Genomic DNA, 24,758 nt, shown 5'->3' on the forward strand with positions numbered 1-24,758 from the left:
TCCCGGCCCTCCGCAGGCTGATTTCGGATCAGCCCGGCAGTACGCCCGGTCGACGCGCAGACGACTCCACCCCGTCCGTCACGCGCGAAATGAGCGGCACACCATGTCTTCTTCATCCACGGCCACCCTGCCCCTGCCTTCCCCGACCCCGCACCTGCGCGCGGTCCGTTCCGTCCCCGGCGTCCTCCCGGCCGGGTCCGGCCTCTCCGGCGCGCCGGGCTCCTCCGCCTCCCCGCTGTCGCACGGCTCGCCGGCCGCCGAGCGATGGCCCGGGGGAGCGGTCCGGTCCTCCCATGCGGCCCCGTCCCGTCCGGCGGGCGCGGGCGTCGCACCCCAGCCGGGCGCGGTCCTCCCGGCCGCGCCGGCTGCCCTGCTCGCCGCGCTGCCCGAGGGCGCGACCGTCGTCGCCGCCCTGCCGCAGGGCGCACTGCCGCAGGGTCTGCTCGCCCAGTACGGCACACAGTTCGGCGCCGGTACCGGGAACCCGATGGTCGGGTACCTGGTGCTCGTGCCGGCCGACAGCCCGGTGGCGGCGGTTCCCGGTGCGTCCCTCGGCGGGCCCTCGGCTGCGCAGCACGTCGGTGCGCACGCCGGTGCGCCCGTGAGTGTGCCCGCACAGGGCGGTGTCCGTCCGGTCCGACCGGCCGGGCGCGGCATCGCCGTCGATGCGGAGCGGCGCAACGCCTACGTCGACGGGCGGCTGCTCGACCTCACCTACCTGGAGTTCGAGCTGCTCGCCCACCTCACCGAGCACCCGCAGCGGGTGCACACCCGGGACCACCTGGTCTCGGCGGTCTGGGGTTACGGCCACGTCGGCGACGGCCGCACGGTCGACGTGCACGTCGCCCGGTTGCGCCGCAAGCTCGGACCGGTCTACCGCGACACGATCGTGACGGTCCGTCGGGTCGGCTACAAGTACACCCCGGCCGGCTGATCGGCCACTGAACCTCCTGCCGCGGCGGGTTGCCCGTGACCTCGTGGAACGGGCAGCCCGCTGCGGCATTGTGACGTGACGTCAGGCACGCTGGTCGGGCGGCAGCAGCAGGACGGCGAGTGCGTCGGCGCAGGTGCGGGCGTGGCCCAGGAACCAGTCCAGGCGGTCGTCGGTCAGGTGCGCCGGGGTCGAGCGGACGGCCAGCGCGAACCGGGCCTGCCCGGTGCCGTCCAGGACGGGCACGGCCACCGTCCGCACTCCGGCAGCCGACTCGCCGTCGTTGAGTGCGTACCCGGAGCTCCGGACCTTCGCCAACTCCTCGTCGAGCAGCGCCGGTTCGGTGATCGTCCGGTCGGTGAACGACGGCAGCGGGCCGAGCGCCGACACCGCCGGCTCACCCGGGCGCGGCCAGGCCAGCAGCACCTTGCCGAGCGCCGTGGAGTGCAGTGGCCGGCGCAGCCCGAGGCCGGTGTCCGGGCGGACGGAGGCCCCCACCAGGATGACCGCGTGCGGACCGCTGCGGATCGCGAGGTCTGCGGTCGCACCGGTGCGTCGGGACAGCCTGTCCAACTCGGGTGCGGCCAGGTGCAGTCCGCGCTGGTGGAAGGTGAGTTGGCCGAGTTCGGCGACCGCCGGGCCGAGCCGGTAGCGCGCGGTCTGCTCGTCCTGCTCCAGGAAGCCGGCGCTCACCAGCGTCCGGGCCAGCCGGTGCGCGGTGGAGACCGAGAGGTCCATCCGGCGGGCCAGGTCGGAGGCGCTCAGGTCGGGGCCGTTGTCGTGGAAGCAGTGCAGCAGCCCCAGCGCACGCTGGACGGCCTGCGCACCGGCCGGCGGGCCCTGGACGGCGGTGGCGGCCTCGGCCATGGCACCTCGCGTTTCGGTTCGGGAATCCGGCTGGATCACCGGGAGGAGTCTCAGCGTAGGGCAGCGAGTGCTGCGGGATTGTGTCGACGACGTTGCAATGGAATGGCGTTGATGAACAAGTGATCCCACCATGTGGCAAAACCTTGCCTCCGGCTCGATCGTCGTGGAACGCTCCTCACATCGCGCCGGACGCCCGCCGCCCGGCGCACCACCCGCAACCCCGACCCGCAGGAAGGAGCGACGCCGTGACGATCCACCGGTGCCCCGCCTCCTGCGCGTGTTGTCGCTGACGCTCCCCTCGCGCCGCACCGTCCGGCGTTCCCCGCCTCGCGCGACTCACGGCCTCGCCCGTCTCGCCCGTCTCGCCCGTCTCGCCCGACACGCCCGACCCGCCCGACCCGCCCGCCTCGCCATCTCGTGCAACTCCCCGACGCCGTGGGCCCCGTGACCCGCGCGGCGTGCCCAGACCCGTAGCCTTCCGGCGCCCGCCGAACCCGCCCCCTCCGCAGAGGACCACACCCCGTGCCCAGCCCTTCCCCCAGTGCCCCCGACACCCTCTGGTTCACCCGCTGCCCGGTGCCCACCGCCACCGGGATCGCCGCCGACCAGGGTTGGCTCGCCCGCGAGTTCGCAGCCGACGGTATCGCCGTCCGCTCGCTCCAGGACGCCCCGCCGGAGGTGGCCGCAGACCACCACTACACCCACGCGCTCACCGGACTGTTCCGCGAGGGCGGCAACGTCCCGGCGCTGTGGGCCCGTTCGCACGGCGAGCGGACCCGGCTGGTCGGCCTCACCTGGATCGAGGAGCGCCAGGTGGTCCTGGTCCGGGCCGGCAGCGGCATCACCGGCCCCGGCGACCTGCGCGGGTTGCGGCTGGCGGTCCCACATCATGACATCGGCATCGACTTCTGGCGGGCGATGGCCCTGGCCGGCTTCCGTGGCGCCCTCGGCCTCACCGGGCTCACGCTGGACGACGCCGAGCTGGTCGACGTCCCGGGCCTACCCGGCGGCGGGCAGTGGGCCGGCGAGCTGGCCGCGCTGCGGGACGGGGTGGTGGACGCCGTGTACGTGAAGGGGGCGCTCGCCGTCGAGGCGGCCCGCCGGGTCGGGGCGGAGGTGGCTGTGGAGCTGGACGCGGTGCCGGACCGCCGGGCCCGGGTCAACAACGGGACGCCCCGGCCGGTCACCGTCCACCAGCAACTGCTGGACGAGCAGCCGGAGCTGGTCGCCCGTTTCCTCGCCGTTCTGCTGGAGGCCGCCGACTGGGCGGCCGAGCACCCGGCGGAGGTGGTGCGGATCCTGCGGGCCGAGACCGGCGCGGGCGCCGAGGGCGTGGCCGGGGCGTACGCGCCGGGTAGCCACCGCACCCTGCACCTGGACCTCTCGGCGGACCGCCTGGAGCTGCTGGCGCAGCAGGAACGATTCCTCGGGGAGCGGGGATTCCTCGCCGCCCCGGTCGACATCCCCGGCTGGGCCGACCCGGAACCACTGCGCGCCGCCCGCGAGCTGCTGCGTGAACGGCGCCGCGCCGCGATGGGCGGCTGAGCGCCGTCGACCGCCGGCTGACAGATCACAACTAACAGATTTCAGCAGACAGATTTCAGATAACAGATTTCGAAAGTTGTCACTTGTCAGCTGTCCTTCGTTTGGAGACCCCGTGAAGACCCCCCGCTTCGCCCTCGCCGCCACCGCGCTGCTCGCCTCCACCGCACTGGCCGCCTGCGGCTCGTCCGCCGACGGGGCCAAGGCCTCCGCCGACGGCGGGGCCGGCGGCAAGGCCGACGTGGTGCTCCGCCTGCCCGACCCCGGAAACAACGGGTTCCTCGCCCGCGGCAAGAAGGACGGCTCGCTGGACAAGGCTCTGGCCGCCGTCCACGCGAAGGTCGCCTGGACCGGCAGCGCGGGCCCGTTCGCCCCGGCCGCACAGGCCCTGTCCGCCGACCAACTGGACGTCGCCCAGGGCTCGATCACCTCGGCCGTCGCCGCGCTCGCCCAGAAGCCCGGCTTCAAGCTGTTCGCCCAGACCGCGCCCGACGGCGTCGGCGAAGGGATCCTGGTGAAGAACGACTCGCCCATCAAGTCCGTCCAGGACCTGGTCGGCCGCAAGGTCGCCGTCTCCCAGGGCGGCACCAGCGAGTACCTGCTGCTCAAGGCGCTGGAGAAGAACGGCGTCCCGGCCGACAAGGTCGAACGGGTCTACCTGCGCGCCGACCAGACGGCAGGTGTCTTCAACTCCGGCCAGGTGGACGCCTGGGCGACCTGGAACACCTTCTCCACGCCCACCATCGCCAACGCCGGGGCGCACTTCCTGGCCAACGGCAAGGAGGTCGGCTCCGACAACTACGCCGTCTGGGCCGTCCGCAACGGCTTCGCCGACAAGCACCCCGAGGTGGTCAAGACCTTCTACACCTACCTGCGCGAGAACGGCCTCAAGGAGAAGGCGGACCCGGCCGCCTACCTCAACGTCTTCACCGACTCCGGCCCGACCGCCGTCACCCCCGCCGAGAAGGACATCGCGGTGAACGTCAGCGGGCAGGGCGCCGCCGCGGAGGCCATCTCCGACGCCGACACCGCCCGCTTCGGCACCGTCGCCCGGTTCTTCGCCGACCAGAAGGTCACCAAGCAACTCGTGGACGTCAAGCCGTACCTGATCGACATCAACAAGCTCGGGGACGGTGCCAAGTGACCACCGCCGCCCCCGAACGCGCCACCGACGAGACCCGAACCGCCCTCGACGCCGGACTCGTCACCCCGCACACCAGGCGGCAGCGACCCCGCCCGCGCGCCCTCGCCGTGATCCTGCGCACCCTGGGCCCGCTCGCCCTGCTCGGCGGCTGGGCGCTCGCCTCCGCCACCGGCGCCCTCACCCAGGACGTCCTCGCCTCACCCGCCCAGGTCGCCGAAGCCGTCGGCGAGTTGTGGGGCAACGGCCAGCTCGCCGATGCCCTCGGGGTCTCCCTCACCCGGGCCGGCCTCGGCCTGTTCTTCGGCGCGACCACCGGTCTGGTGCTCGGCGTGGTCACCGGCTTCACCCGGCTCGGCGAGGAACTGCTCGACTCCGCGATCCAGGTGCTGCGCACCGTCCCGTTCCTGGCGCTGGTCCCGCTGTTCATGGTGTGGTTCGGCATCACCGAGACCGCGAAGGTCGCCCTGATCGGCGTCGCCACCAGCTTCCCGATGTACGTGTCCGCTTCCGGCGGCGTCCGCAACACCGACCGCAAGCTGGTAGAGGCGATGCGCAGCTTCGGGCTCGGCCGCTGGGCCATCGTGCGCACCGTCGTCCTGCCCGGCGCGCTGCCCGCCCTGCTGTCCGGCCTGCGGCTGTCGATGACGCTCAGCGTGATCGCCCTGATCGCCGCCGAGGAGATCAACTCCACCGAGGGGATCGGATACTTGATGGCCCAGGCGCAGAACTACTCGCGCACCGACATCCTCGCCGTCTGCATCCTGATCTACGGGTTGCTCGGCCTTACCGCCGACGCGGTCGTCCGGGTCCTGGAACGCCTCCTGATGCCGTGGCGCCAGGCCGTCCAGGGGGCAGCCCGATGAGCACCGCTACCTCCGCGACCTCTGCCGCCTCCGCGCCTGCGACCTCCGCGCCCGCGACCGCGGCTCCGGCCGTCCACCTGCGGGGCCTGCGACGGGTGTTCGGCACCCGGGCCGTCCTCGACGGCGTCGATCTCTCCATCGCCCGGGGCGAGTTCGTCGCGCTGCTGGGCGCCAGCGGCACCGGCAAGACCACCCTGCTGCGCATCCTCGGCGCGCTCGACCGGGCCGACGAGGGCACCGTACTCGTCCCGCCGGTGCGAACGGTGGTCTTCCAGGAGCCCCGACTCGTGCCGTCCAAGCGGGTGTTGGCCAACGTCACGGTCGGCCTGCCGCGCGGCGCCGCCACCCGGGAGACCGGACTCAAGGCGCTCGCCGAGGTCGGCCTCGACAAGCACGCCGACGCCTGGCCGGCCACCCTCTCGGGCGGCGAGGCGCAGCGCGTCGCCCTCGCCAGGGCCCTCGTCCGCGAACCCCAACTGCTGCTGCTCGACGAGCCGTTCGCCGCACTGGACGCGCTCACCCGACTGCGCATGCAGGACCTGGTCGGTGACCTCGTCCGCCGCCACCGCCCCGCCGTGCTGCTGGTCACCCACGACGTGGAGGAGGCCGTCCGGCTCGCCGACCGCGTCGCCGTCCTGCGCGACGGCCTGCTCGTGCGCGACGAGCCGGTCGCCGTCGACCACCCCCGCGACCCCGCAGACCCGGCCTTCGCCGACCTGCGCCGCCGACTGCTGGCCGACCTCGGCGTCCACTGACCCGTAATCGGCCCCACCGAACCGTCCTCGATAACGCCAGCCCGCACCACCGGAGTTGAACAGATGACCGTGACCCTCGGCGTCCACGCCAGCAACCCCTCGCTCTACTACCTCGCCCGACTGCCCTACCTGGACGAGGAACTGGCCCCGCTCGGCGAGACCGGCGCCTTCCACCACTACGCCGACGGCACCCGCACCGGTGCGCTGCTCGCCGACGGCACCATCGACTTCGGCGGGACGGGCTCGACCCCGCCGGTCACCGCCCAGGCGGCCGGCCACGACCTGGTGTACGCGGCGGTCTCCGCACCCCGGCCCGACCACGGCGCTCTGCTGGTGCTGGACGGCGGCCCGGTCCAGGCGGTGGCGGACCTCAAGGGCGGCACCGTCGTGCTGGGCATCGGATCCTGGCAGACCCATCTGCTCGCCAAGGCCCTGCACGCGCAGGGACTTTCGTACGCCGAAGACGTCACCCCGGTGCGCCCGGCGGCCGGCCAGGACCAGGCCCAGCGGCTGCGCGACGGCGAGATCGCGGGGTGGATCGCCCAGGGCGCCGAACTGGCCGCCGCCCGCCGGAGCGGGGGCTTCCGGGAGCTGATCCGCACCGGCGACGTCATCACCGACCGCTCGGTGTTCTTCACCCGCCGGGACTTCGCGACCGAGCGCCCCGAGGTGGTCGCCGCGATCGCCGCCGCGCTGCGCCGGGCCGACGCCTGGGTGGCCGCCCACCCGGCCGAGGCGGCTGCGATCGCGGCGGAGCAGCTGGGCGGCTCGGCCGTCGACTGGCAGGCGGCGCTGGCCGCACTGCCGTGGCAACTGGAGCCCGCCACCGCCGGGTTCATCGCCGAGCAGCAGGAGGCCGCGGACATCTTCCACGGGGTCGGGTTCATCGACCGGGCGCTGACCGTCGCCGACGCCCATCTGCCCGAGCTGGAGGCCCCGGTGGCCGCCGCGCTCGCCAAGGCGGTCTGAACCATGGCCTCCGAAGTCCTCTGGTACATCATCCCGCGCGAGGGCCGCTACCCGTGGGAGCCGGCCGGACGCCGCCCGGTGGATCTCCGCTACTTGCAGCAACTGGCGGGGAGCGTCGAGCGGTTGGGCTACACCGGCGCCCTGCTCGCGACCGACCTCTACGATGTGTGGACGCTCGGCAGCGCGCTCGCGGCCGCCACCACCCCGGCGTTCAAGCCGCTGCTGGCCGTCCACCCGGGGCTGGTCTCGCCCACCCTGCTGGCCAAGATGGCGCTCAGCTTCGACCGGATGCACGGCGGCCGACTGCGGTTCAACGTGGTCAACGGCTCGACCGCGCAACTGCGCGAGTACGGACTGGACGTCGAGCACGACGACCGCTACCGGCTCAGCGCCGAGTACTGGTCGATCGTCAAGCGCCTGACCGCCGGCGAAGTCTTCGACCACAAGGGCGAGTTCTACGATCTGAAGAACGCGGGCGCGAGCCTGAGGGAGCTGGCGCCGGTCCAGCCCGGCGGCATCCCGCTCTGGTTCGGCGGCAGTTCGGCGGCCGGCATCGAGATGGCGGCCGAGCACGTGGACGTCTACCTGACCTGGGGCGAGCCGCCGCACCTGCTCAAGGAGAAGCTGGACCTGGTCCGGGCGCGGGCCGCCGCCCACGGCCGGACCCTGCGGATCGGGCTGCGGCTGCACCTGATCGTCCGCGACACCGAGGATGAGGCCTGGGCGGCCGCCGACCGCCTGCTCGACGTCACCAGCGAGGCCACGTACGCCCGTCAACTGGGCGGCGCCAAGGGGGAGGACGGGGTCGGCTGGCAGCGGCAGTTCCGCCAGCACGGCGGCAAGGTGCCCGCACGGGCCCGGGAGCTGGAGGCCTACCCGAACCTCTGGCCAGGAATGAGCCTGTTCCGCCCCGGCCCCGGTACGGCGGTGGTCGGCTCGACTGCCCAGGTGGTCGAGCGGTTGCAGGAGTTCGAGTCGTTGGGCGTCGACACCTTCATCCTCTCCGGCAACCCCCTGCTGGAGGAGGCCCACCGGGTTGCAGAAACGGTATTGCCCGCCTTGGGCATCCGCCGCTGACAGATGACAACTGACAGCTGACAGCCGACAACTGACAGCTGACAGATGATGAAATCTGTCAGCTGTCAGTTGTTTGCCCGTTCCGCCGGCAAGCCCCGCCCGCCCCCCTCCCCGCTCAGAGGCTGAGTCGGTCGATCTCCGCCAGCTCCTCCGCGGTCAGCGGACCGCCCGCGAGCGCGTCGATGTTCTGGTCCAGCTGGGCGACGCTGCTCGCCCCGATGATCACCGAGACCACCCGCGGGTCCCGCAGGACCCAGCACAGCGCGAGCTGCGCCAGCGTCTGCCCGCGCCGCTCGGCGACCTTGTTGAGTGCCCGCAGCTGCTCCAGCTTCGGCCCGCTGAGTGCCTCCTCGGTCAGGAACCGCCCGACCGACATCCGCGAACCGGCCGGCACCTCACCTGACAGGTAGCGATCCGTCAGCAGGCCCTGGGCGAGCGGCGAGTAGGCGATGAGGCTGGTCCGGGTCTCGCCCACCGCGTCCAGCACGCCCTCCTCCACGTACCGGTTGAGGATCGAGTACGCCGACTGGTTCAGCAGCACCGGCGTGCCCAGCTCGCGCAGGATCGCCACCGCCTCCCGGTGCTGCTCCGCCGGGTAGTTCGAGATCGCCGCGTACAGCGCCTTGCCCGAGCGCACCGCGCTGTCCAGCGCGCCCATCGTCTCCTCGAGCGGGGTGTCCGGGTCGTAGCGGTGGGAGTAGAAGACGTCGACGTAGTCCAGCCCCATCCGGCCCAGCGACTGGTCCAGGCTGGCCAGCAGGTACTTGCGGCTGCCGCCGTTGCCGTACGGGCCGGGCCACATGTCCCAGCCGGCCTTGCTGGCGATGAACAGCTCGTCGCGGTACGGGCGGAAGTCCTGGGCGAACAGGTAGCCGAAGTTGCGTTCGGCGCTGCCGTACGGCGGACCGTAGTTGTTCGCGAGGTCGAAGTGGGTGATCCCCCGGTCGAAGGCGCGGCGCAGTACCGCCCGCTGGACCTCCAGCGGCTGGGCGTCACCGAAGTTGTGCCAGAGGCCGAGGGAGACGGCCGGCAGCTGAACGCCGCTGCGGCCGGCCTTGCGGTAGGTCATTGAGGCATAGCGGTCATCCGCGGCGAGGTAGCTCATGCCGGACATCTTGCCAGTCGCCGCGGGCGGATCAAGCCCTTGCCCCGTTTCTGACCGGTGCTTATGCTCGCGGAGGATCGTACGCGTGCGAGGCGAAGGGGGAGTCACGATGACCGTCCAGGCTGTGACCGCGCCCGCGACCCCAACCGCGACCGCACCCGCGACCGCCGCGCCCCGCTGTTGTCGTCGCCGCCGCACCTCGCGCTGACGCCGCCCCAGAGCCGCTCCGCCGCGATCCCCTCCCGGTGCCGCCCGCGTGAGCGCAGCCCGTACCGGGGCGTTCCGCGCGGGCCGCCGCCACCCCTCCTCGGCAGCCCTGCCCGCGCCTCGGGTCAGGGCGTCGCGCCGAGGCCCCATCGAGCGCCCCCAAGGAGACCGCCGTGCGGTTCACCGTCTCGTCCCTCGTCGCCAACGGACCCGATCCCGTGACCGGCGTCCAGCGCACCCCGCAGGAGAAGCTGTGGAACGTCATCGACCAGGCGGTCGTGGCCGAGCAACTCGGTTACGACGGCTACGGCGTGGGGGAGCGGCACGGTGAACCGTTCCTCTCTCCGGCGCCGCCGGTGCTGCTCAGCGCGATAGCGGCCCGCACCTCCACCATCCGGCTGTTCACCACGGTGACGGTGCTGAGCATCCTGGATCCGGTCCGGGTCGCCGAGGACTACGCCCTGCTCGACCAGCTCTCCGGAGGCAGGGTCGAGTTGATCATCGGCAAGGGCAACGACCCGCGGCACTTCGACCTGTTCGGTCTGCCCGAGGAACGCCAGTGGGACGCGCTCGCCGAGAACTACGGCCTGTTGCGCCGGCTCTGGCGCGAGGAGAGGGTGACCTGGGAGGGTTCGACCCGCCCGCCGCTCAAGGACGCGGCCGTCGTGCCGCGCCCGTTGCAGGACCCGATCCCGGTGTGGCACGGCAGCGCGACCAGCACCCAGTCCACCGACCTGGCCGCCCGCTACGGTGATCCGCTCTTCTCCGCCAACTCCTTCCACCCGCTGGCCAAGTACCGCTCCCTGGTGGAGCACTACCGCGAGCGCTGGGCGCACTACGGGCGCGATCCGAGGGGGGCCAGGGTGGGCGCGAGCTTCGGCGGGCTGTACGTCGCCAAGCGCTCGCAGGACGCGGTCGAGGGCTTCCGTCCGTACTGGGACGCGATGTTCGGTTCGGCGGCCGGCCGGCACAACAAGTCGCCGTTCACCTCGCTGGAGGACGCGCTGGAGCACGGTTCGGCCCTGGTCGGAAGCCCGCAGCAGGTGATCGAGAAGATCCACCGCTATCACGAGGCCTTCGGCAACGAGGTGGTCGGGATCGGAGTCGACGCTCTGACGGAAGGGGCGCAGCGGGAGCAGTTGGAGCTGTTCGCGGCGGAGGTAGCCCCGGTGGTCAGGCGCGAGCTTCCGTGAGCGCCCGCCCGACGTGACGCGCGCCACCGGCCGCGGTGGAGTGCCGCCGGTCGGGGAGGGGGAGACGAGCGGGCGAGGGGCCGTGGCCGCCGGGGGGCGGCGCACGGCCCTCAGTCGTCCCCGGCGCGTACCCGTCCGCCCGCCTTGTCCACGGCGCGGACCGCGTCGGCCCGCCTCGCGTCCGCGTCGAGCCGGGCAATCCCTGGCCTTCTGTACCTACTGGTATGTACAGTGGTTCGCATGACCACCCAGGACCGCCTCATCGAGAGCACCCAGGCACTCCTCTGGGAGCGTGGCTACGTCGGCACCAGCCCCAAGGCCATCCAGCAGCACGCCGGCGTCGGCCAGGGCAGCATGTACCACCACTTCGCCGGCAAGCCCGACCTCGCCGCCGCCGCGCTGCGCCGCAGTGCCGAGCAGCTGCGGGGAGTCGCCGCCGCCGACCTGTCCGCTCCCGGCAGCGCGTACGACCGCATCGCCGCCTACCTGCGCCGCGACCGCGACGTGCTGCGCGGCTGCCGGATCGGCCGGATGGCCCAGGACCCGGACGTCATCGCCGACCCCGAACTGCGCGCCCCCGTCGAGGAGACCTTCGACTGGCTGCGCGCCCGGATCGCCGAGTTGGTGGCCGAGGGCCAGGCGGCGGGCGAGCTCGCCCCCGGTGTCGACCCGGCCGACACCGCCGCTGCCGTGGTCGCCGTCGTCCAGGGCGGCTACGTTCTGGCCCGCGCGGCCGGCCGGGCCGAGCCCTTTGATCAGGCCGTACGCGGTGCCCTCGGCCTGCTCGCCGCCCAACGCACCGCCTGACCCGCGCCGCGCACGGCTGAGCGGCCGCGTGACCGACTGACCGAGTGACCGAGTGACCGCGTGACCGCGTGACCGAGCGCGTGACCGACTGGCCGAGCGACGCCCGCTCGACGATCCGACCGAGGAGACCCGCCGTGCACGCCATGCAGTACGAGATCACCCTCCCCGCCGACTACGACCTGGGGATCATCCGCAAGCGCGTCGCCGACAAGGGCCATCTGCTCGATACACACCCGGGCCTCGGGCTCAAGGCGTACCTGGTCCGTGAGCGGGGCCGCGACGGGTCGCCCGTCAACCAGTACGCGCCGTTCTACCTCTGGCGCACCGTCGAGGGCATGAACAGCTTCCTCTGGGGACCGGGCTTCCGCGGCCTGAGCGCCGACTTCGGCCGCCCGGTCGTCCGTCACTGGCTCGGCGCCGGTCTGGCCCACGGCGCCGTGCCGGACGCTCCGGCGACTTCGACTTCGACCTCGATCGTGACCACGACCGCGACCACGGCTACCCGCCACACCGTCAGGCTCCCCGAGTCCGACGATCCCGCCGAGGCGGTCGAACGGGCCCTCGCCGAGTTCCCCGCGCACCCCGCTCTGCACACCGCCGCCGTCGCGGTGGACCCGAGCCGCTGGGAACTGGTCCGCTTCGCCCTCTGGCACGGCCCGGCCCCGGACGACGTGCCGGGCAGCCGCTACCAGGTGCTGCACCTGTCCCGTCCCGAACTCGACCGGCTGCCTGGCGGCCGGCACTGGTGAAAGGTTTCGCCACTCCCATGACCAGCCCCACGCCCGCCTCCGCGACCGCCCCCGTCACCCCCGCGACCCTCGGCGGCCTGGACGGTCTCGCACCCGGTTTCCCCGACTGGATCGTCACCAGTCTCTTCGGCGGCACCTACCAGCGCCCCGGTCTCGCCCTGCGCGACCGGCAGGTGGCCAACCTGGCCGCGCTCACCGCCCTCGGCGGCGTGGAGCCGCAGCTCGCCGATCACGTCCGCAACAGTCTGCGGATCGGCCTGACCAGGGAGGAGATCACCGAGGTCATCGTCCACCTCGCCCCCTACGTCGGCGTCCCCAAGGCTCTGGCCGGCCTGCGGGTCGCCACCGCCACCTTCGCCGAGGTACCCCCGACCGAGGTACCCCCGACCGAGACGTCCCCGACCCCCGCATCCCCGACCCCCGCATCCCCGACCCCCGCATCCCCGGCCGAGGCGGACCGGGCATGACCCCCACGATCCGTACCGTTCTCGGCGACCTCGACCCCGCGGAACTCGGTGCCACCGACTCCCACGACCACCTCTTCATCCGCAGCCCCCTGCTCCCCGGCGAGGAACTGGACGACCCGGCCGCCGCCGAGGGTGTCCTGCGCGCCTTCGCGGCGGCCGGCGGACGGTCGTTCGTCCAGTGGACCCCGTACGGCATGGGTCGCGGAGCGGACTCCCTCGCGAAGCTCTCCCGTGCGACCGGAGTCCACGTCGTCGCCGCCACCGGCCTGCACCAGGCGGCCCACTACGACCCGGACACCCTCCCTGCCGTGTACGACGGGCTGGCCGAACGCTTCACCGCCGAACTCACCACCGGGCTGACGGCCGAACCGGCCACCGAGTTGCCTGGACCGCCCGTAGCAGCCGAGGCCCCCGTAGCCGCCGAGGTCCCCGAAGCACCCGCGTCGCCCGAGGCCGTCCGGGCGGGCCTGATCAAGATCGCCTGCGACCCCGGGGCCATCACGGCGCACACCCGCCGGGTGATGGCCGCGGCCGCCGACGCGCACCACGCCACCGGTGCCCCGATCGCCGTCCACCTCGAACCCCGAGCCGACCCGCACCTCGTCCTGAACCGGCTGCACGTTCGACACGGCGTCCCGCCCCACCGGATCATCCTCGGTCACCTCACCCGGCTGCCGGATGTGCGGGTGCACCGCGAACTCGCCGCGGAAGGCGTCTACTTCGCGCTGGACAGCCCCTCCCGGGCCGGCCACCCGGCCGACCACCAGGCCTTCGACGTCATCGCCGACCTCGTCGAGGCCGGCCACGCCTCCCGACTCCTCCTCGGCGCCGACACCACCACCCGCACCGCCCGTCGGGCCGACGGCCCGACCGCACTGCTCGACGACCTCGCCCCACGGCTCGCCCGCACCTTCGGCCCCGAACTGCCCGGCCTCCTCCTCACCGCCAACCCGGCCGCCGCCTTCGCCACCGAGTGGCGCACGCCCTGAACCGTTCCCGCTCGGCCCGCCCCGGTCTCGACCGGCCGCAGGCCGAACCCGGGTCCTCGGTGAAGGCCCGCCGCCCACGCCCTACCGTGACGGCCATGGTGACCCTGCGCATCCTCACGACCGACGACTGGCCGCTCTGGCGCGACCTGCGCCTCGCCGCCCTCTCCGACGCGCCGCACGCCTTCAAGGCCCGCCTGGCGGACTGGCACCACGGCGGCGAGGAACGGTGGCGCGCCCGGTTGCACCTTCCGGGCGCCCACCACGTTGCGGCGCTGCTGGACGGTCCGGACGGTCCGGACGCCACGCCCGTCGGCCTGGCGGACGGTCTCCCCGGAGCCGGCGGCGTACGGGAGTTGCGCTCGGTGTGGGTCGGACCGAAGGCGCGCGGCAGGGGCGTCGCCGACCGCCTGCTGGAGGAGGTCGAGCGCTGGGCCCGCGCATCCGGCGGCAGCACGCTGCGCCTCGCGGTGCTCCCCGGCAACGAACCCGCGATCACGCTCTACCGCCGGCACGGCTTCACCGAGCTCACCGAGCTCACCGAGCCCGGCGGGCCCGGCAGGCCGCTCGCCGGCGGGGTCGCCCGGGAGCTCGTGATGGCGAAGCCGCTGCGCTGACGGTTGCAGCTGACGGCCGGGCGGGCCGGTCACCCGCCGATCCACCCCGCCACCCGCTCGACGGCCGCGAACGCGCCGAAGGCGAGCAGCTGCCACCCGGCACCGACCCGGCCGAGGTCATCAAGAACCTCGCCGCGCCGTTGTACTTCCGGGTCCTGATCACGGCCGAGCGGGTGGACGGCGACACCGCCGACCGAGCCGCCGCCGCCGTTCTCGCCGCGGCCCGCAACGGTGGCCTCGGCTGACCCGGGCGGCCGTCACGAGCCCGGCTGCCGTCACGAGCCCGGCCCCGCCGTCCGCGACGCGACGGCGGGGCCCGTGTCACCGGGGGGGGGGAGTGGCCGGGGCCCCGCCGTCGCGCGGCCGTCCGGCGGCTCACATGTGAGTGCCGCCGTCGATGCGGAGCTCGGTGCCGGTGACGAACGCGCCGTCGTCGGAGGCCAGCATCGCGATCACCCCGGCCACCGTCTCCGGACCCGCGAAGCCCTGGCCGAGGGCCGGGGCGAGCTTGGCGAGCAGGCTGAAATCGGCGTCGGCGGGCAGCCCGGGGTTGTGGGTCATGCCGCTGTCGATGCTGCCCGGCGCGACGCAGACCGCACGCAGGCCCTGCTTCGCGTACTCGGAGGCGATGGCGTGGGTGAAGGACTGGATGCCGCCCTTGGTCGCGGCGTACGCGGCCATGTAGGGGTGGGCGAAGCTCGCCGAGGTGGAGCTGAAGTTGACCACCACGCCCCTGCCACCCGCGAGCAGCGAGGGGAGCGCCTCGCGGGTCATCAGGAAGGTGCCGGTCAGGTTGACCGCGAGGAGCTTGTTCCAGAACTCCAGGCTGGTCTCGTGGGTGTGCGAGGAGCGGAGGATGCCGGCCGCGTTGACCAGGGCGTCCAGCCCGCCGAGGTCCGTGATCGCCGCCGCGACGCCGGTGACGACGGCCGCCTCGTCCGAGATGTCCAGGACCTGGATGGCCAGGCGGTCCGCGGTGCCGTCGGCGGTCGCGCGGTCCAGGGTCGCCTTCAGGCCGTCCTCGTCGACGTCGACGGCGACGACCTTCCCTCCCTCGGCGAGGATCCGGTGCACGGTGGCCTGGCCGATGCCAGAGCCGCCGCCGGTGATCAGGACGTTCCGTCCGCTGAAGCGCTCCATGGTGGTACTCCGTTCGTTCGTTCGTGGCCTCTCGACCTCAAGAGGCACGGTACGCCTTTATGGCATAACGTGCCAATAAGTCCTCCGGGTGTCACTTCGGCGCAACGCGCCACAGTGACACCGGCCTGCGTACGCTGACCCTGTGACCGGACGCCCCACCCTGAATCAGCGCCGCCGCGACGCCACCCGGCTGGACATCGCCCGTACCGCCGCCGCACTCTTCGCCGAGCGCGGGGCCGAGGCGACCACCGCCGAGGAGATCGCCCTCGCGGCCGGCATCTCGCTGCGCACCTTCTACCGGTACTTCTCCGTCAAGGAGGACGCCGTCGCGCCGCTGCTGGCGGCCGGTGGGCGTCGCTGGGTCGACCAGCTCGCCGAGACCCCGGCCGATCTGCCGCTGCGCGAGGCTCTGGAGCGCTCGGCGGTCGCCTCGCTGACCCCGCCCGACGAGGAGGCGGTCGAGGCGATGGAGTGGACGCGAAGCCTGCTGCGCGACCCGCGCCTCGACGGCACGTGGCAGCGCGTCCACGCCGACTCCGAGGAGCGGCTGCGGGCGGTCCTCGCGGCGCGTTGCCCGGGCGGCACCGACCCGCTGGAGATCCGACTGGCCGCCGCTGCGGCGACGGCCGCGATCCGGGTCGCGCTGGAGGAATGGGCCGCCTCGGACGCGCCCACGACCGGCCCGGGCTCCCCGCGGGAGCTCGGTGCGCGCTGCATGCGCGAACTCACGGCGGGGCTGCGGCTCTACGGGCGGGAGGGCTGGGCCCGCCCGGCCGCGAACAGGTGACAGATAACAGCTGACAGATTTCGTTATCTGTTATCTGTTATCTGTCGGCTGTCATCTGTCATCTGTTCCTCCTCCCCGGCCCCGTTAGGGTGGGTGATCGCGCGCCCCGGTGGGGGAACCGGGGTGACCACCTCGGATGTCCTGGACGGAGGGGGCGGGGAGTTCGAGGCGTGGGAGCAAGTAGGACATGGGTCTGACGAGCCACAAGGTGTTGGCGCTGGCCGTATTGATCGCCGTCGTGATGACGGCCGGCACGGTCTGGCTGTGGCCAAGACTCGCCAAGCAGACCTGGCAGGCGGTGCTCGGCCGGATCGGCTCCCTGCTCGCCACCCAGCTCGCGGTGCTGGCCGCGCTCGGCCTGGTGGCGAACAACTACTTCGCCTTCTACAGCAGTTGGGACGACCTGCTGGGCACCGGTGACACCGGCCCGGTGGTGATCCACAACAAGGCGGACGCGTCCGGCCGGCTGCTCGTGGAGACGATCGGCCACGCCTCCGTCAAGGGCGGCGGCGCGATGGGCCGCGAGCCCAGCCAGTCCGGTGAGATCCGCAAGGTGCGGATCGACGGCGCGGCCAGCCGGCTGTCCACCGAGGGGTACGTCTTCCTGCCGCCGCAGTACTTCCAACCGGAGTACGCGCAGCGGCAGTTCCCGGCGGTGATCGTCAGCACCGGCTTCCCCGGGATCGCCGAGAACCTGATCACCCGGTTCAACTACCCGGGCGCAGCGCTCAAGTTGCTCCAGGACGGCAACATGCAGCCGACCGTCATGGTGCTGATGCGCCCCTCGCCGGCCCTGCCGCAGGACACCGAGTGCGAGGACATTCCGGGCGGCGCGCAGTCCGACACGTACTTCACCAAGGACGTCCCTTCAGCGATCCAGGCGAGCTTCCGGGTCTCCTCCGACCCGCAGGCCTGGGCCTTCATGGGCAACTCGACCGGCGGCTACTGCGCCCTCAAGCTGGCCATGCGCCACCCGGACGTCTTTCCGACCGCCGTCGCGCTCTCCGCCTACTACGACGCCGCCGACGACCCGACCACGGGCGACCTGTTCGGCGGCAGCAAGCAGCGTCGTGACGAGGCCAACCTGATGTGGCGGTTGAAGAACCTGCCGCAGCCCAAGGTGTCCGTGCTGCTGGCCGGCACCAAGAAGGGCGACGGCGACTACCGGCGCGACACCGAGGCCTTCGTCGACGCCGTGCAGTCCCCGATGAAGGTCTCCTACAGCATGTTGGAGAACGGCGGCCACAACTTCGAGACCTGGAGCGCGCTGCTGCCGTCCTCGCTGGAGTGGCTGTCCCAGCACCTCAAGGTCCCGAACCAGGCCGCCTGAGCAGACCGTCTGAGCAGACCGTCTGAGCAGGCAGTCTGCCCAGACGGCCTGAGTAAGCCGACGGACAGCGAGGGGGCGCGGGGGCGGTGAGGCTCAGGCCACCCGCTCCAGCGTCCCGGTGTGCAGCTCGCCGACCCGGCCGCCCTCGCCCTCGTACGTCCAGAAGGCGCGTACCGTCAGCCGGCCGAGGTCCATCACGTGGCTGACGGTGATCCCGCTCTCCTCGGTCCAGCTGATGAAGTAGATCTCCGGCGCCACCTCGGCGACGTGCAGCCGCACGTCCTCCCACTGGCCCGCCGACTCGCCGAGGCCCTCCCAGCGCAGCCGCCTGCCGTCGGCCGAGTAGGTGTTGCGGAAGGCCGCGCCGTTGTCGGCCCGGAAGAGGTAGGTGCGGCCGGCGAAGGCGGGCAGGGGCGCGGTCATGGTGGGGCGGTACCTCGTTCCTGTGGGGCCGTGCACGGCGGTCTTGTGCACTGCGGAAGATGTCGGACCTCCAATTTATCCGACCCGGTGAGCCGGGTGGGCGCACCCGTGGACGGTGCGCCACGGCACCGGCCGCCACCGCGCAGGCCGGCGCGGTGTGCGGCGGGCACCTGGGCGCCCGCCGGCGGCCGGTCCTACCGTCCACCCCCATGAGACGCACCCCCACTCCCGTGCGGCACACCCCCACCGCCGTCAGACGCACCCCCACCGCGTTGTCCGCCCTCCTGCTCACCCTCGCCGCGCTGCTCCTCGGCACCCCCACTCCCGCCCAGGCCACCGTCGCCCAGACCGCCACTGCCCAGACCGCCGCCCAGGCGGCCACCGCCCCGCTCGCCCTCGAAGCCGCCTTCCCCGCCCCCGGCAACGGCTGGGCCAAGGTCGAGCGCTACCTCGACACCACCCCCGGCTTCCGTACCGAGCAGTACCCGGCCGACGGCCGCGGCGACCAGGACGGCGCCCGCCGGACGTACTTCGGCGGCACCGGCCAGCCCTCCTCCAGCCGCTTCCTGCTGTACTCGGCGACCGGCTGGGACACCGGTAGCCGTCCGACCCCCGTGCTGCTGGTCCACGGCGCCAACGACAACGCCGACCGCGCCTGGGCGAACCCGGGGGAGAGCGGCACCTGCGGTGCCTCCGCCTGCCCGTCCACCGGCCTCGCCCAGTACCTCGCCGGCACCGGCCACCGGGTGTTCGCCATCGGCTTCGCCCACAAACAGGGCGACAACCTGCTCCAGGCGCAGGCCGTCGGCGACGCCGTCGCGCTGATCCGGGCCCGCCTCGGCGTCCCCCAGGTGGACGTGGTGGCCTGGAGCAAGGGCGAGGTCGCCGCCCGGGCGTACGTGTCCTCGGTGCGCCCGTCCTGGGGGCGGGCCTACGCGGGCGACGTGCGCCGCCTGATCACCCTCGGGGGCCCGAACGGCGGGCTCGACTACGTGTACGCGCACGGCTGGTCGTTCGACCTCGCGAGCTGGCCGGCCTGCGGCGGCACCGCCAACGCGCCGTCCCCGCACCTCTACATGACCTGCTACGGCACCTACACGGCGCAGCCCTGCCTCGGCGTGCTGCCCACCGGCGGCTACGACTGCTACCCGGGCCAGCGCCAGCTGCTCGCCCGCTGGGACGGCCGGTACGGGGTGGACGGCACCGCCCAGGACTGGTGGACCACCTACTACGGCGGCCAGGGCTTCTACACCTCCGGCCAGGGCATCCAGGCGGCGATCGACGCCGGTTCGCTGATCGCGCCGCTGCAACAGGCGGGCGTCCCCGCGTCGGTGCGCACCTATCTGCTCGCGGGCGGGTCCGCCGACATCCCGGGCGTGCTCAACGAGAACCGGGGGCCCAGCGACGGCATCGTGTTCACCGCGAGCGCCCTGGACACCACCGGCATCGCGACGATCGGCGGCACCCGGCTGCTCACCGGCCTCAACCACCTGGAACTCGCCTGGGCACCGGAGGCCGAGAGCCAGGTCGACAACTGGCTCGCTTGACCCGTGGACCGCCGATTCGCCGATTCGCCGATTCGTCGTTCGGCAGCTCGACGGCTCCGCTGATCCGTCCCAACTGATCCACCACGCAGCGTCGTTGATCGACACCACTGTGACCTGTGCGACAACCGGCCCGAGCAGGTTGTCCGTTCACGGACGGCCTGCCTAGCCTGCAACCGTCGTCCGCCCTCGCGGACCCCCGCCGCCGGGACGCCGAGTCCTGTCCACCCGCCGGCCGGCAACCGAGCACCACAGCGGACGGGAGCGGGGGAACCAAGGTCAGCGCCCGGCCCGTACGCTCCCGCGTGCGGGCCGTGGCTAGGGGTGAAGCCGCTTCCACCGGCGGCCGGGCTGCCTCAGCCCGAATCCGACAGCTCACCTCGCAGGCGTCGCAGAGGACACTGCCATGCACCAGCCTGCCCGGCGCCGCGCGCCGCGCCACGCCCGCCCCTCCCACCGGGGCCGCAACGCCGCCCTCGCCGTCACCGGAGCGCTCGCCGTCACCGGCGCCGGACTGCTCGGCCTGCCGGCCGTCTCCGGCGCCCAGGCCGCCACCGCCCCGACCGTCACCCAGGACCGGCTCGCCCCGGCGACCATGGTCGCCAACCAGGCCGCCACCGCCTCGCTGACCCTCCACTCCTCGGCCTGCTTCACCGCGAAGACCGTCGGCGTGGGCGTCCGGAACGCGGCCGGTGCGAACCTCGACTTCCCGGGCAACGCCTCCAATGTGCAGATCTGCCCGAGCGGCCTGTCCTTCACCAGCGGCGCACGCGCCCTGCCGGCCGGGACGTACACCCAGTTCGGCTTCTGGCAGGACCTCGGCGGGGCCTGGCACAACCTGGCCTCGCAGCAGCTGGTGGTCTCCAGCACCCCGGCGCCGACTCCGCCCCCGACCCCGACGCCCACCACGAAGCCGACTCCCGCCCCGACCCCGACTCCCGCCCCGACCCCGACGGCGACCCCCACCGCGAAGCCGACCCCGACGAGCAGCCCGAGCCCGAGCAGCCCGAGCGCCACCGCCAGCCCGTCGGCCGGCACCCCCGCATCCCCGGTCGCCGGCAAGTCGCTGACCTGGTCCGACGAGTTCAACGGCCCGATCAGCTGGGGCTCGCGCTGGGTCGGCGACAAGAGCACCGCGTACAAGTACGGCAACCACAACCCGGACGACAACAAGCTCGACCTGCTGAACAAGAACAACGTCAGCGTCGCGAACGGGGTCGCCACCTTCACCGCCGCGCCCGGCACCACCACGCTGGAGAACGGCAAGCAGGCCTGGAACACCGGCTTCCTGACCACCGAGGGCTCCAGCGAGGGCTTCCAGGTCAGGACCGGCGACTACGCCGAGACCCGGGTCAAGCTGCCGTCCGGCTCCGGCGCCTGGCCGGCCTTCTGGACCTGGAAGAACGGCAACGGGGAGGTCGACTCCTTCGAGTACCACCCCGACAACCCGAACCTGCTGGAGCTGACCAACCACGTCAACCCCGGCAACCCCAAGTACTACACCGACGCCGGCGCCGTCGCGAAGGACCAGTGGGTGACCATCGGCACCTATTACGGCGCCACCTCGGTGGACTGGTACGTCAACGGCGCCAAGGTGTTCTCGGACGGCAAGGGCGTCGGCGCCAACTGGTCGGCGTACCTGATCCTCAACCTGTCGGTCGGCGCGGGGAAGTACCACCCGGCGCCGCAGGGCACCGCCCCGATCACCTTCGCCGCCGACTACGTCCGCGTGTACCGGTAGGGCCTTCGGGGCTTCCGGGTCAGGAACCGGGAGCCGTCTCGACCACCGTGATGTCGAACGGCTGCCGGTTGTTCCCCTCGTCCGGGTCGTCCACGCCGCGCACCGCGACCGAGCCGCCGGTGAGCTTGCCGATCCGCAGGTCCGGGGAGAGGTGCACCGGTACCAGCGCGGTCGCGCTGCGCAGCGGGGGCAGTCCGGCCGGGAAGACACAGCGCACCTGTCGGCCGTTGAGCCGTACCTCGCAGTCCTCGGGGAAGTACGGGCCCACTGGGGAGACCCCGGGAGGCAGCGTCACCAGCACGGTGAACGGTGCGGCGGTGGTGTCCGGGCCGCGGTTGGCGATGAAGGCGTGGACGGTGGTGGTGCCGCCGGGCGGGGCGGCGTCCGGGTCGAGCCGGACCACCTCCAGATCGGAGCGGGACGCCGTGGGGGCTGCCGTGTCCACCGCCGGCCGGGGCTCGGGCCGCCGCAGCGCCCAGGACGGGCCGGCGGTCAGCGTCGCCACCGAACAGCCGGCCGCCATCGCGGCGACGAGCGAGGCCGCGCGGAATCCGCAGAGCCTGCTGGCCTGCCCGGACCCGCCCCGCCTGGACCCGCCCCGCCTGGACCCGCCCCGCCTGGATCCGCCCTGCCCGGACCCGCCTCGCATTGTCGAACGCCTGTACGTCATCGTCGTCCACCCTGTCCCGGGGCCCCGGCCGCCCGCGCCGCTGCGGGCCGCGTCCGCACCAGGGTGGCGGAGCCTGCGCCGGGGGCCGGTGCAACCCGCTCGGCGTCCGCCCGAACGGGGGAGCGTACGTACGGGAAGTCGACCGGATCGACTTCCCGTGCGTGAAGCGGGCGGTGGCGACGGGTCAGGGTGCGAGGACCTGCCCCAGCCGGGTCGCGATGTGGTGCATCACCGGCACCAGCGAGGACGTGCCGGCCTGCTCCTCCAGGGCCCGGATACGGGCCTCCGGGCCGGACACCGACAGGGCGGTGGGCGTCGGCGCGCCCGGTACGGCGAGCGCGATGCAGCGGACGCCGATCTCCTGCTCCTGGTCGTCGACCACGTAGCCGCGCTCGCGAGCCTCGGCGAGCTGGTGCAGCAGCTCCTGCGGGTCGGTGACGGTGTACTCGGTGTGCGCGGGCAGCGGGTTGGGGCCCAGGACGGCGCGCGCCTCGTCCTCGGGGAGCTGGGCCAGCAGCGCCTTGCCGACGCCCGTGCAGTGCGGCTGCACCCGTCGGCCGACCTCGGTGAACATCCGCATCGAGCGCCGCGACTGCACCTGCCCGACGTACACCACCTCGCCGCCCTCCAGCACCGCCAGGTTGGCGGTCTCGCCGGTGGCCTCCATGAGTTCGGCCAGGTAGGGGCGGGCCCAGCTGCCGAGCAGCCGGCCGGCCGTCTCGCCGAGGCGGATCAGCCGGGGGCCGAGGGTGTAGCGACGCGCGGTGTCCTGGCGTACATAGCCCTGCTGGACGAGGGTACGAACCAGGCGGTGGATGGTCGGCATCGGCAGGCCGGAGCTGGCGGAGAGCTCGCTGAGGGTGGCCACGCCGCCGGAGTCGGCCAGCGCCTCCAGGAGTTGGAAGGCGCGCTCGACGGACTGCACGCCGCCGGTCGCGCGGTCCGGGCTGGTCGTCGATGCTGTGTCGGGGGTCGAAACCACCGGCGTTCCCTTCGCTGTCGGGGAGGAGTAGAGTCCCGGCGATCACATCAACAAACCGTTGAAATTCTGTATCGCGGAAACTAGTCTCCACCTTACAGAATCGAACCCGCCGACAGGTGGGTTCCGATCAAGGAAGTTCCCACCGGAGCTCCCTTCGCCAGGCTCAACCGCTTAGGAGTGTCCTGCCCATGGCTACAGAACAGGGACCCGTCGGCGCCTCCCCCGCTGCTCCGGTCGTCACTGTCGCCGGTCCGCGCGTTCACCGGGCGGAGGAGGTGCTCACTCCGGAGGCGGTCGCCTTCGTCGTCGGCCTCCATCGCGCTTTCGAAGGGCGCCGACAGGAGCTCCTGGCCGGGCGGAAGGCCCGCCGGGCGGAGATCGCCAGAGCCGGCACGCTGGACTTCCTCCCCGACACCGCCGACGTCCGGGCCGCCGACTGGAAGGTCGCCGAGGCGCCCCGCGCGCTCCAGGACCGCCGGGTCGAGATCACCGGTCCCACCGACCGCAAGATGGTCATCAACGCCCTCAACTCCGGCGCGCGGATCTGGCTCGCCGACTTCGAGGACGCCACCTCCCCGACCTGGGAGAACGTGGTCAGCGGCCAGATCAACCTGATCGACGCCTTCGAGGGCCGGATCGACTTCACCACCTCCGCCGGAAAGGCGTACGCCCTCAAGCCCGCCGCCGAACTCGCCACCGTCGTGGTCCGCCCGCGCGGCTGGCACCTGGACGAGAACCACCTGCTCGTCGACGGCGCCCCGGTCGCCGGAGCCTTCCTCGACTTCGGCCTGTACTTCTTCCACAACGCCGCCCGGCTGCTCGCCAAGGGCGCCGAGGACCCCAACTCCGGCCCGTACTTCTACCTGCCGAAGACCGAGAGCCACCTCGAAGCCCGGCTCTGGAACGACGTGTTCACCCACGCCCAGGCCGCGCTCGGCATCCCGCACGGCACCGTCCGCGCCACCGTGCTGATCGAGACCATCACCGCCGCGTTCGAGATGGACGAGATCCTCTACGAGCTGCGCGACCACGCGGCCGGCCTCAACGCCGGGCGCTGGGACTACCTGTTCTCGATCGTCAAGAACTTCCGCGACGCCGGCGAGCAGTACGTCCTGCCGGACCGCAACAGCGTCACCATGGCCTCGCCGTTCATGGCCGCCTACACCCGCCTGCTGGTGCAGACCTGCCACAAACGCGGCGCCCACGCGATCGGCGGCATGGCCGCGTTCATCCCCAGCCGCAGGGACCCGGAGGTCAACGCCGCCGCCCTGGAGAAGGTCAAGGCGGACAAGGACCGCGAGGCCGGCAACGGCTTCGACGGCTCCTGGGTCGCCCACCCGGACCTGGTGCCGGTCGCCCGCGCCTCCTTCGACGCGGTGCTCGGCGAGCGCCCCCACCAGAAGGACCACCCCGGGCCCTCCGAGCCGGTCACCGCGACCCAGCTGCTCGACATCGCCGGCGCCGACGGCAGCTGCACCCACGCGGGGCTGCACAACGCCGTCCAGGTCGGCATTCGCTACATCGAGGCCTGGCTGCGCGGCCTCGGTGCGGTCGGCATCTTCAACATGATGGAGGACGCCGCCACCGCGGAGATCTCCCGCTCGCAGATCTGGCAGTGGATCCACAACGGCGTCGTCCTGTCCGACACCGGTGAGAAGGCCACCGCGGACCTCGTCCGCGCCCTGGTCGCCGCGGAGTTGGCCGAACTCCTGGCCGAGCTGGGTGCGGACGCGTACGCCGGCGGCCGCTGGCGCGAGGCCGCCCAGCTCTTCGAACAGGTCGCCCTGGCCGAGGAGTTCGCGGACTTCCTGACCCTCCCCGCGCTTCCCCTGCTGGGCTGAGTCCCAATCCATCCGCCGGCG

The 24,758-nt window shown here is 72.9% G+C and carries 24 protein-coding genes and 1 riboswitch; of the genes, 18 read left to right on the plus strand and 6 right to left on the minus strand.

The annotated features are described in order from the left end of the window. Window positions 1-103: 103 nt before the first annotated feature. Window positions 104-934, plus strand: a complete 831-nt coding sequence (locus ACIOGZ_RS01430; protein WP_400804987.1) for a winged helix-turn-helix domain-containing protein — start codon at window positions 104-106, stop codon at window positions 932-934. Between the two features lie 81 nt (window positions 935-1,015). Here ACIOGZ_RS01430 and ACIOGZ_RS01435 read toward each other — a convergent pair whose 3' ends face one another. After that, window positions 1,016-1,798, minus strand: a complete 783-nt coding sequence (locus tag ACIOGZ_RS01435) for an IclR family transcriptional regulator (RefSeq protein WP_363579304.1) — start codon at window positions 1,796-1,798, stop codon at window positions 1,016-1,018. Window positions 1,799-2,320: 522 nt separating this feature from the next. On the opposite strand from ACIOGZ_RS01435, the gene ACIOGZ_RS01440 reads away from it, so the two are divergent. The 6 genes from ACIOGZ_RS01440 to ACIOGZ_RS01465 all read left to right on the plus strand — a co-directional run bounded on the left by ACIOGZ_RS01440 (window position 2,321) and on the right by ACIOGZ_RS01465 (window position 8,148). Continuing rightward, entirely contained in the window at window positions 2,321-3,343 is a 1,023-nt protein-coding gene (locus ACIOGZ_RS01440) for an ABC transporter substrate-binding protein (RefSeq protein WP_363579302.1), read from the plus strand. Window positions 3,344-3,455: 112 nt separating this feature from the next. After that, window positions 3,456-4,484 (plus strand): NrtA/SsuA/CpmA family ABC transporter substrate-binding protein, encoded by a 1,029-nt coding sequence (locus ACIOGZ_RS01445; protein ID WP_363579300.1) that lies wholly within the window; start codon window positions 3,456-3,458, stop codon window positions 4,482-4,484. Next, entirely contained in the window at window positions 4,481-5,347 is an 867-nt protein-coding gene (locus tag ACIOGZ_RS01450) for an ABC transporter permease (protein WP_363579298.1), read from the plus strand. Before ACIOGZ_RS01445 ends, ACIOGZ_RS01450 begins: the two co-directional genes overlap by 4 nt. Then, window positions 5,344-6,102, plus strand: a complete 759-nt coding sequence (locus ACIOGZ_RS01455) for an ABC transporter ATP-binding protein (RefSeq protein ID WP_363579296.1) — start codon at window positions 5,344-5,346, stop codon at window positions 6,100-6,102. The genes ACIOGZ_RS01450 and ACIOGZ_RS01455 overlap by 4 nt, the downstream gene beginning before the upstream one ends. Before the next feature lie 63 nt (window positions 6,103-6,165). After that, window positions 6,166-7,071 carry an ABC transporter substrate-binding protein gene (locus tag ACIOGZ_RS01460; protein WP_363579294.1) on the plus strand — a complete coding sequence of 302 codons (906 nt, stop codon included), beginning with the start codon at window positions 6,166-6,168 and terminating at the stop codon, window positions 7,069-7,071. Window positions 7,072-7,074: 3 nt separating this feature from the next. Further along, window positions 7,075-8,148, plus strand: coding sequence for an LLM class flavin-dependent oxidoreductase (locus tag ACIOGZ_RS01465; protein ID WP_363579292.1), 1,074 nt, complete (start codon window positions 7,075-7,077; stop codon window positions 8,146-8,148). Between the two features lie 115 nt (window positions 8,149-8,263). Here the strand turns inward: ACIOGZ_RS01465 and ACIOGZ_RS01470 are convergent, their stop codons facing one another. Next, window positions 8,264-9,253, minus strand: a complete 990-nt coding sequence (locus tag ACIOGZ_RS01470; protein ID WP_363579290.1) for an aldo/keto reductase — start codon at window positions 9,251-9,253, stop codon at window positions 8,264-8,266. Window positions 9,254-9,633: 380 nt separating this feature from the next. Here ACIOGZ_RS01470 and ACIOGZ_RS01475 point away from each other — a divergent pair, with 380 nt between their 5' ends. The 6 genes from ACIOGZ_RS01475 (at window position 9,634) to ACIOGZ_RS01500 (ending at window position 14,279) form a co-directional block, all read left to right on the plus strand. Then, window positions 9,634-10,653 (plus strand): LLM class flavin-dependent oxidoreductase, encoded by a 1,020-nt coding sequence (locus tag ACIOGZ_RS01475; RefSeq protein WP_363579288.1) that lies wholly within the window; start codon window positions 9,634-9,636, stop codon window positions 10,651-10,653. A gap of 240 nt (window positions 10,654-10,893) precedes the next feature. Continuing rightward, window positions 10,894-11,460 (plus strand): TetR/AcrR family transcriptional regulator, encoded by a 567-nt coding sequence (locus ACIOGZ_RS01480; RefSeq protein WP_363579286.1) that lies wholly within the window; start codon window positions 10,894-10,896, stop codon window positions 11,458-11,460. 134 nt (window positions 11,461-11,594) lie between these two features. Further along, entirely contained in the window at window positions 11,595-12,209 is a 615-nt protein-coding gene (locus ACIOGZ_RS01485; RefSeq protein ID WP_363579653.1) for a DUF4865 family protein, read from the plus strand. Window positions 12,210-12,226: 17 nt separating this feature from the next. Beyond that, window positions 12,227-12,676, plus strand: a complete 450-nt coding sequence (locus ACIOGZ_RS01490) for a carboxymuconolactone decarboxylase family protein (RefSeq protein ID WP_363579285.1) — start codon at window positions 12,227-12,229, stop codon at window positions 12,674-12,676. Then, window positions 12,673-13,665 (plus strand): phosphotriesterase, encoded by a 993-nt coding sequence (locus ACIOGZ_RS01495; RefSeq protein WP_363579283.1) that lies wholly within the window; start codon window positions 12,673-12,675, stop codon window positions 13,663-13,665. Before ACIOGZ_RS01490 ends, ACIOGZ_RS01495 begins: the two co-directional genes overlap by 4 nt. 95 nt (window positions 13,666-13,760) lie before the next feature. Beyond that, window positions 13,761-14,279: a GNAT family N-acetyltransferase gene (locus ACIOGZ_RS01500; protein ID WP_363579281.1), complete on the plus strand. Its 519-nt coding sequence runs from the start codon at window positions 13,761-13,763 to the stop codon at window positions 14,277-14,279. 375 nt (window positions 14,280-14,654) lie between these two features. Here the strand turns inward: ACIOGZ_RS01500 and ACIOGZ_RS01505 are convergent, their stop codons facing one another. Continuing rightward, window positions 14,655-15,419, minus strand: a complete 765-nt coding sequence (locus tag ACIOGZ_RS01505) for an SDR family oxidoreductase (protein ID WP_363579279.1) — start codon at window positions 15,417-15,419, stop codon at window positions 14,655-14,657. Between the two features lie 142 nt (window positions 15,420-15,561). On the opposite strand from ACIOGZ_RS01505, the gene ACIOGZ_RS01510 reads away from it, so the two are divergent. After that, window positions 15,562-16,206, plus strand: a complete 645-nt coding sequence (locus ACIOGZ_RS01510) for a TetR family transcriptional regulator (RefSeq protein WP_363579277.1) — start codon at window positions 15,562-15,564, stop codon at window positions 16,204-16,206. A 187-nt stretch (window positions 16,207-16,393) separates the two neighbouring features. Beyond that, complete coding sequence (locus tag ACIOGZ_RS01515) at window positions 16,394-17,536, plus strand: alpha/beta hydrolase-fold protein (RefSeq protein WP_363579275.1); 1,143 nt, start codon at window positions 16,394-16,396, stop codon at window positions 17,534-17,536. Between the two features lie 93 nt (window positions 17,537-17,629). Here the strand turns inward: ACIOGZ_RS01515 and ACIOGZ_RS01520 are convergent, their stop codons facing one another. After that, the gene (locus ACIOGZ_RS01520) at window positions 17,630-17,959 is read right to left on the minus strand and encodes a MoaF-related domain-containing protein (RefSeq protein ID WP_063349998.1); all 330 of its coding nucleotides are present in this window, start codon (window positions 17,957-17,959) and stop codon (window positions 17,630-17,632) included. Between the two features lie 209 nt (window positions 17,960-18,168). Between ACIOGZ_RS01520 and ACIOGZ_RS01525 the strand changes: the two genes are divergently transcribed. Together ACIOGZ_RS01525 and ACIOGZ_RS01530 are read left to right on the plus strand one after the other, a co-directional pair. Next, window positions 18,169-19,506 (plus strand): lipase, encoded by a 1,338-nt coding sequence (locus ACIOGZ_RS01525; RefSeq protein WP_363579273.1) that lies wholly within the window; start codon window positions 18,169-18,171, stop codon window positions 19,504-19,506. 234 nt (window positions 19,507-19,740) lie between these two features. Beyond that, window positions 19,741-19,907: riboswitch (cyclic di-AMP (ydaO/yuaA leader) on the plus strand. 2 nt (window positions 19,908-19,909) lie between these two features. Continuing rightward, window positions 19,910-21,244 carry a glycoside hydrolase family 16 protein gene (locus tag ACIOGZ_RS01530; RefSeq protein WP_363579271.1) on the plus strand — a complete coding sequence of 445 codons (1,335 nt, stop codon included), beginning with the start codon at window positions 19,910-19,912 and terminating at the stop codon, window positions 21,242-21,244. 19 nt (window positions 21,245-21,263) lie between these two features. Here ACIOGZ_RS01530 and ACIOGZ_RS01535 read toward each other — a convergent pair whose 3' ends face one another. Both ACIOGZ_RS01535 and ACIOGZ_RS01540 read right to left on the minus strand, forming a co-directional pair. Then, window positions 21,264-21,749, minus strand: a complete 486-nt coding sequence (locus ACIOGZ_RS01535; protein ID WP_400805004.1) for a hypothetical protein — start codon at window positions 21,747-21,749, stop codon at window positions 21,264-21,266. Window positions 21,750-22,098: 349 nt separating this feature from the next. Then, complete coding sequence (locus tag ACIOGZ_RS01540; protein WP_363579268.1) at window positions 22,099-22,896, minus strand: IclR family transcriptional regulator; 798 nt, start codon at window positions 22,894-22,896, stop codon at window positions 22,099-22,101. Window positions 22,897-23,084: 188 nt separating this feature from the next. On the opposite strand from ACIOGZ_RS01540, the gene aceB reads away from it, so the two are divergent. Beyond that, window positions 23,085-24,737, plus strand: a complete 1,653-nt coding sequence (aceB, locus tag ACIOGZ_RS01545) for a malate synthase A (protein ID WP_363579266.1) — start codon at window positions 23,085-23,087, stop codon at window positions 24,735-24,737. Window positions 24,738-24,758 lie beyond the last annotated feature (21 nt).

This window comes from Kitasatospora sp. NPDC088160 (genome assembly GCF_044741445.1).
GTDB lineage: Bacteria > Actinomycetota > Actinomycetes > Streptomycetales > Streptomycetaceae > Kitasatospora.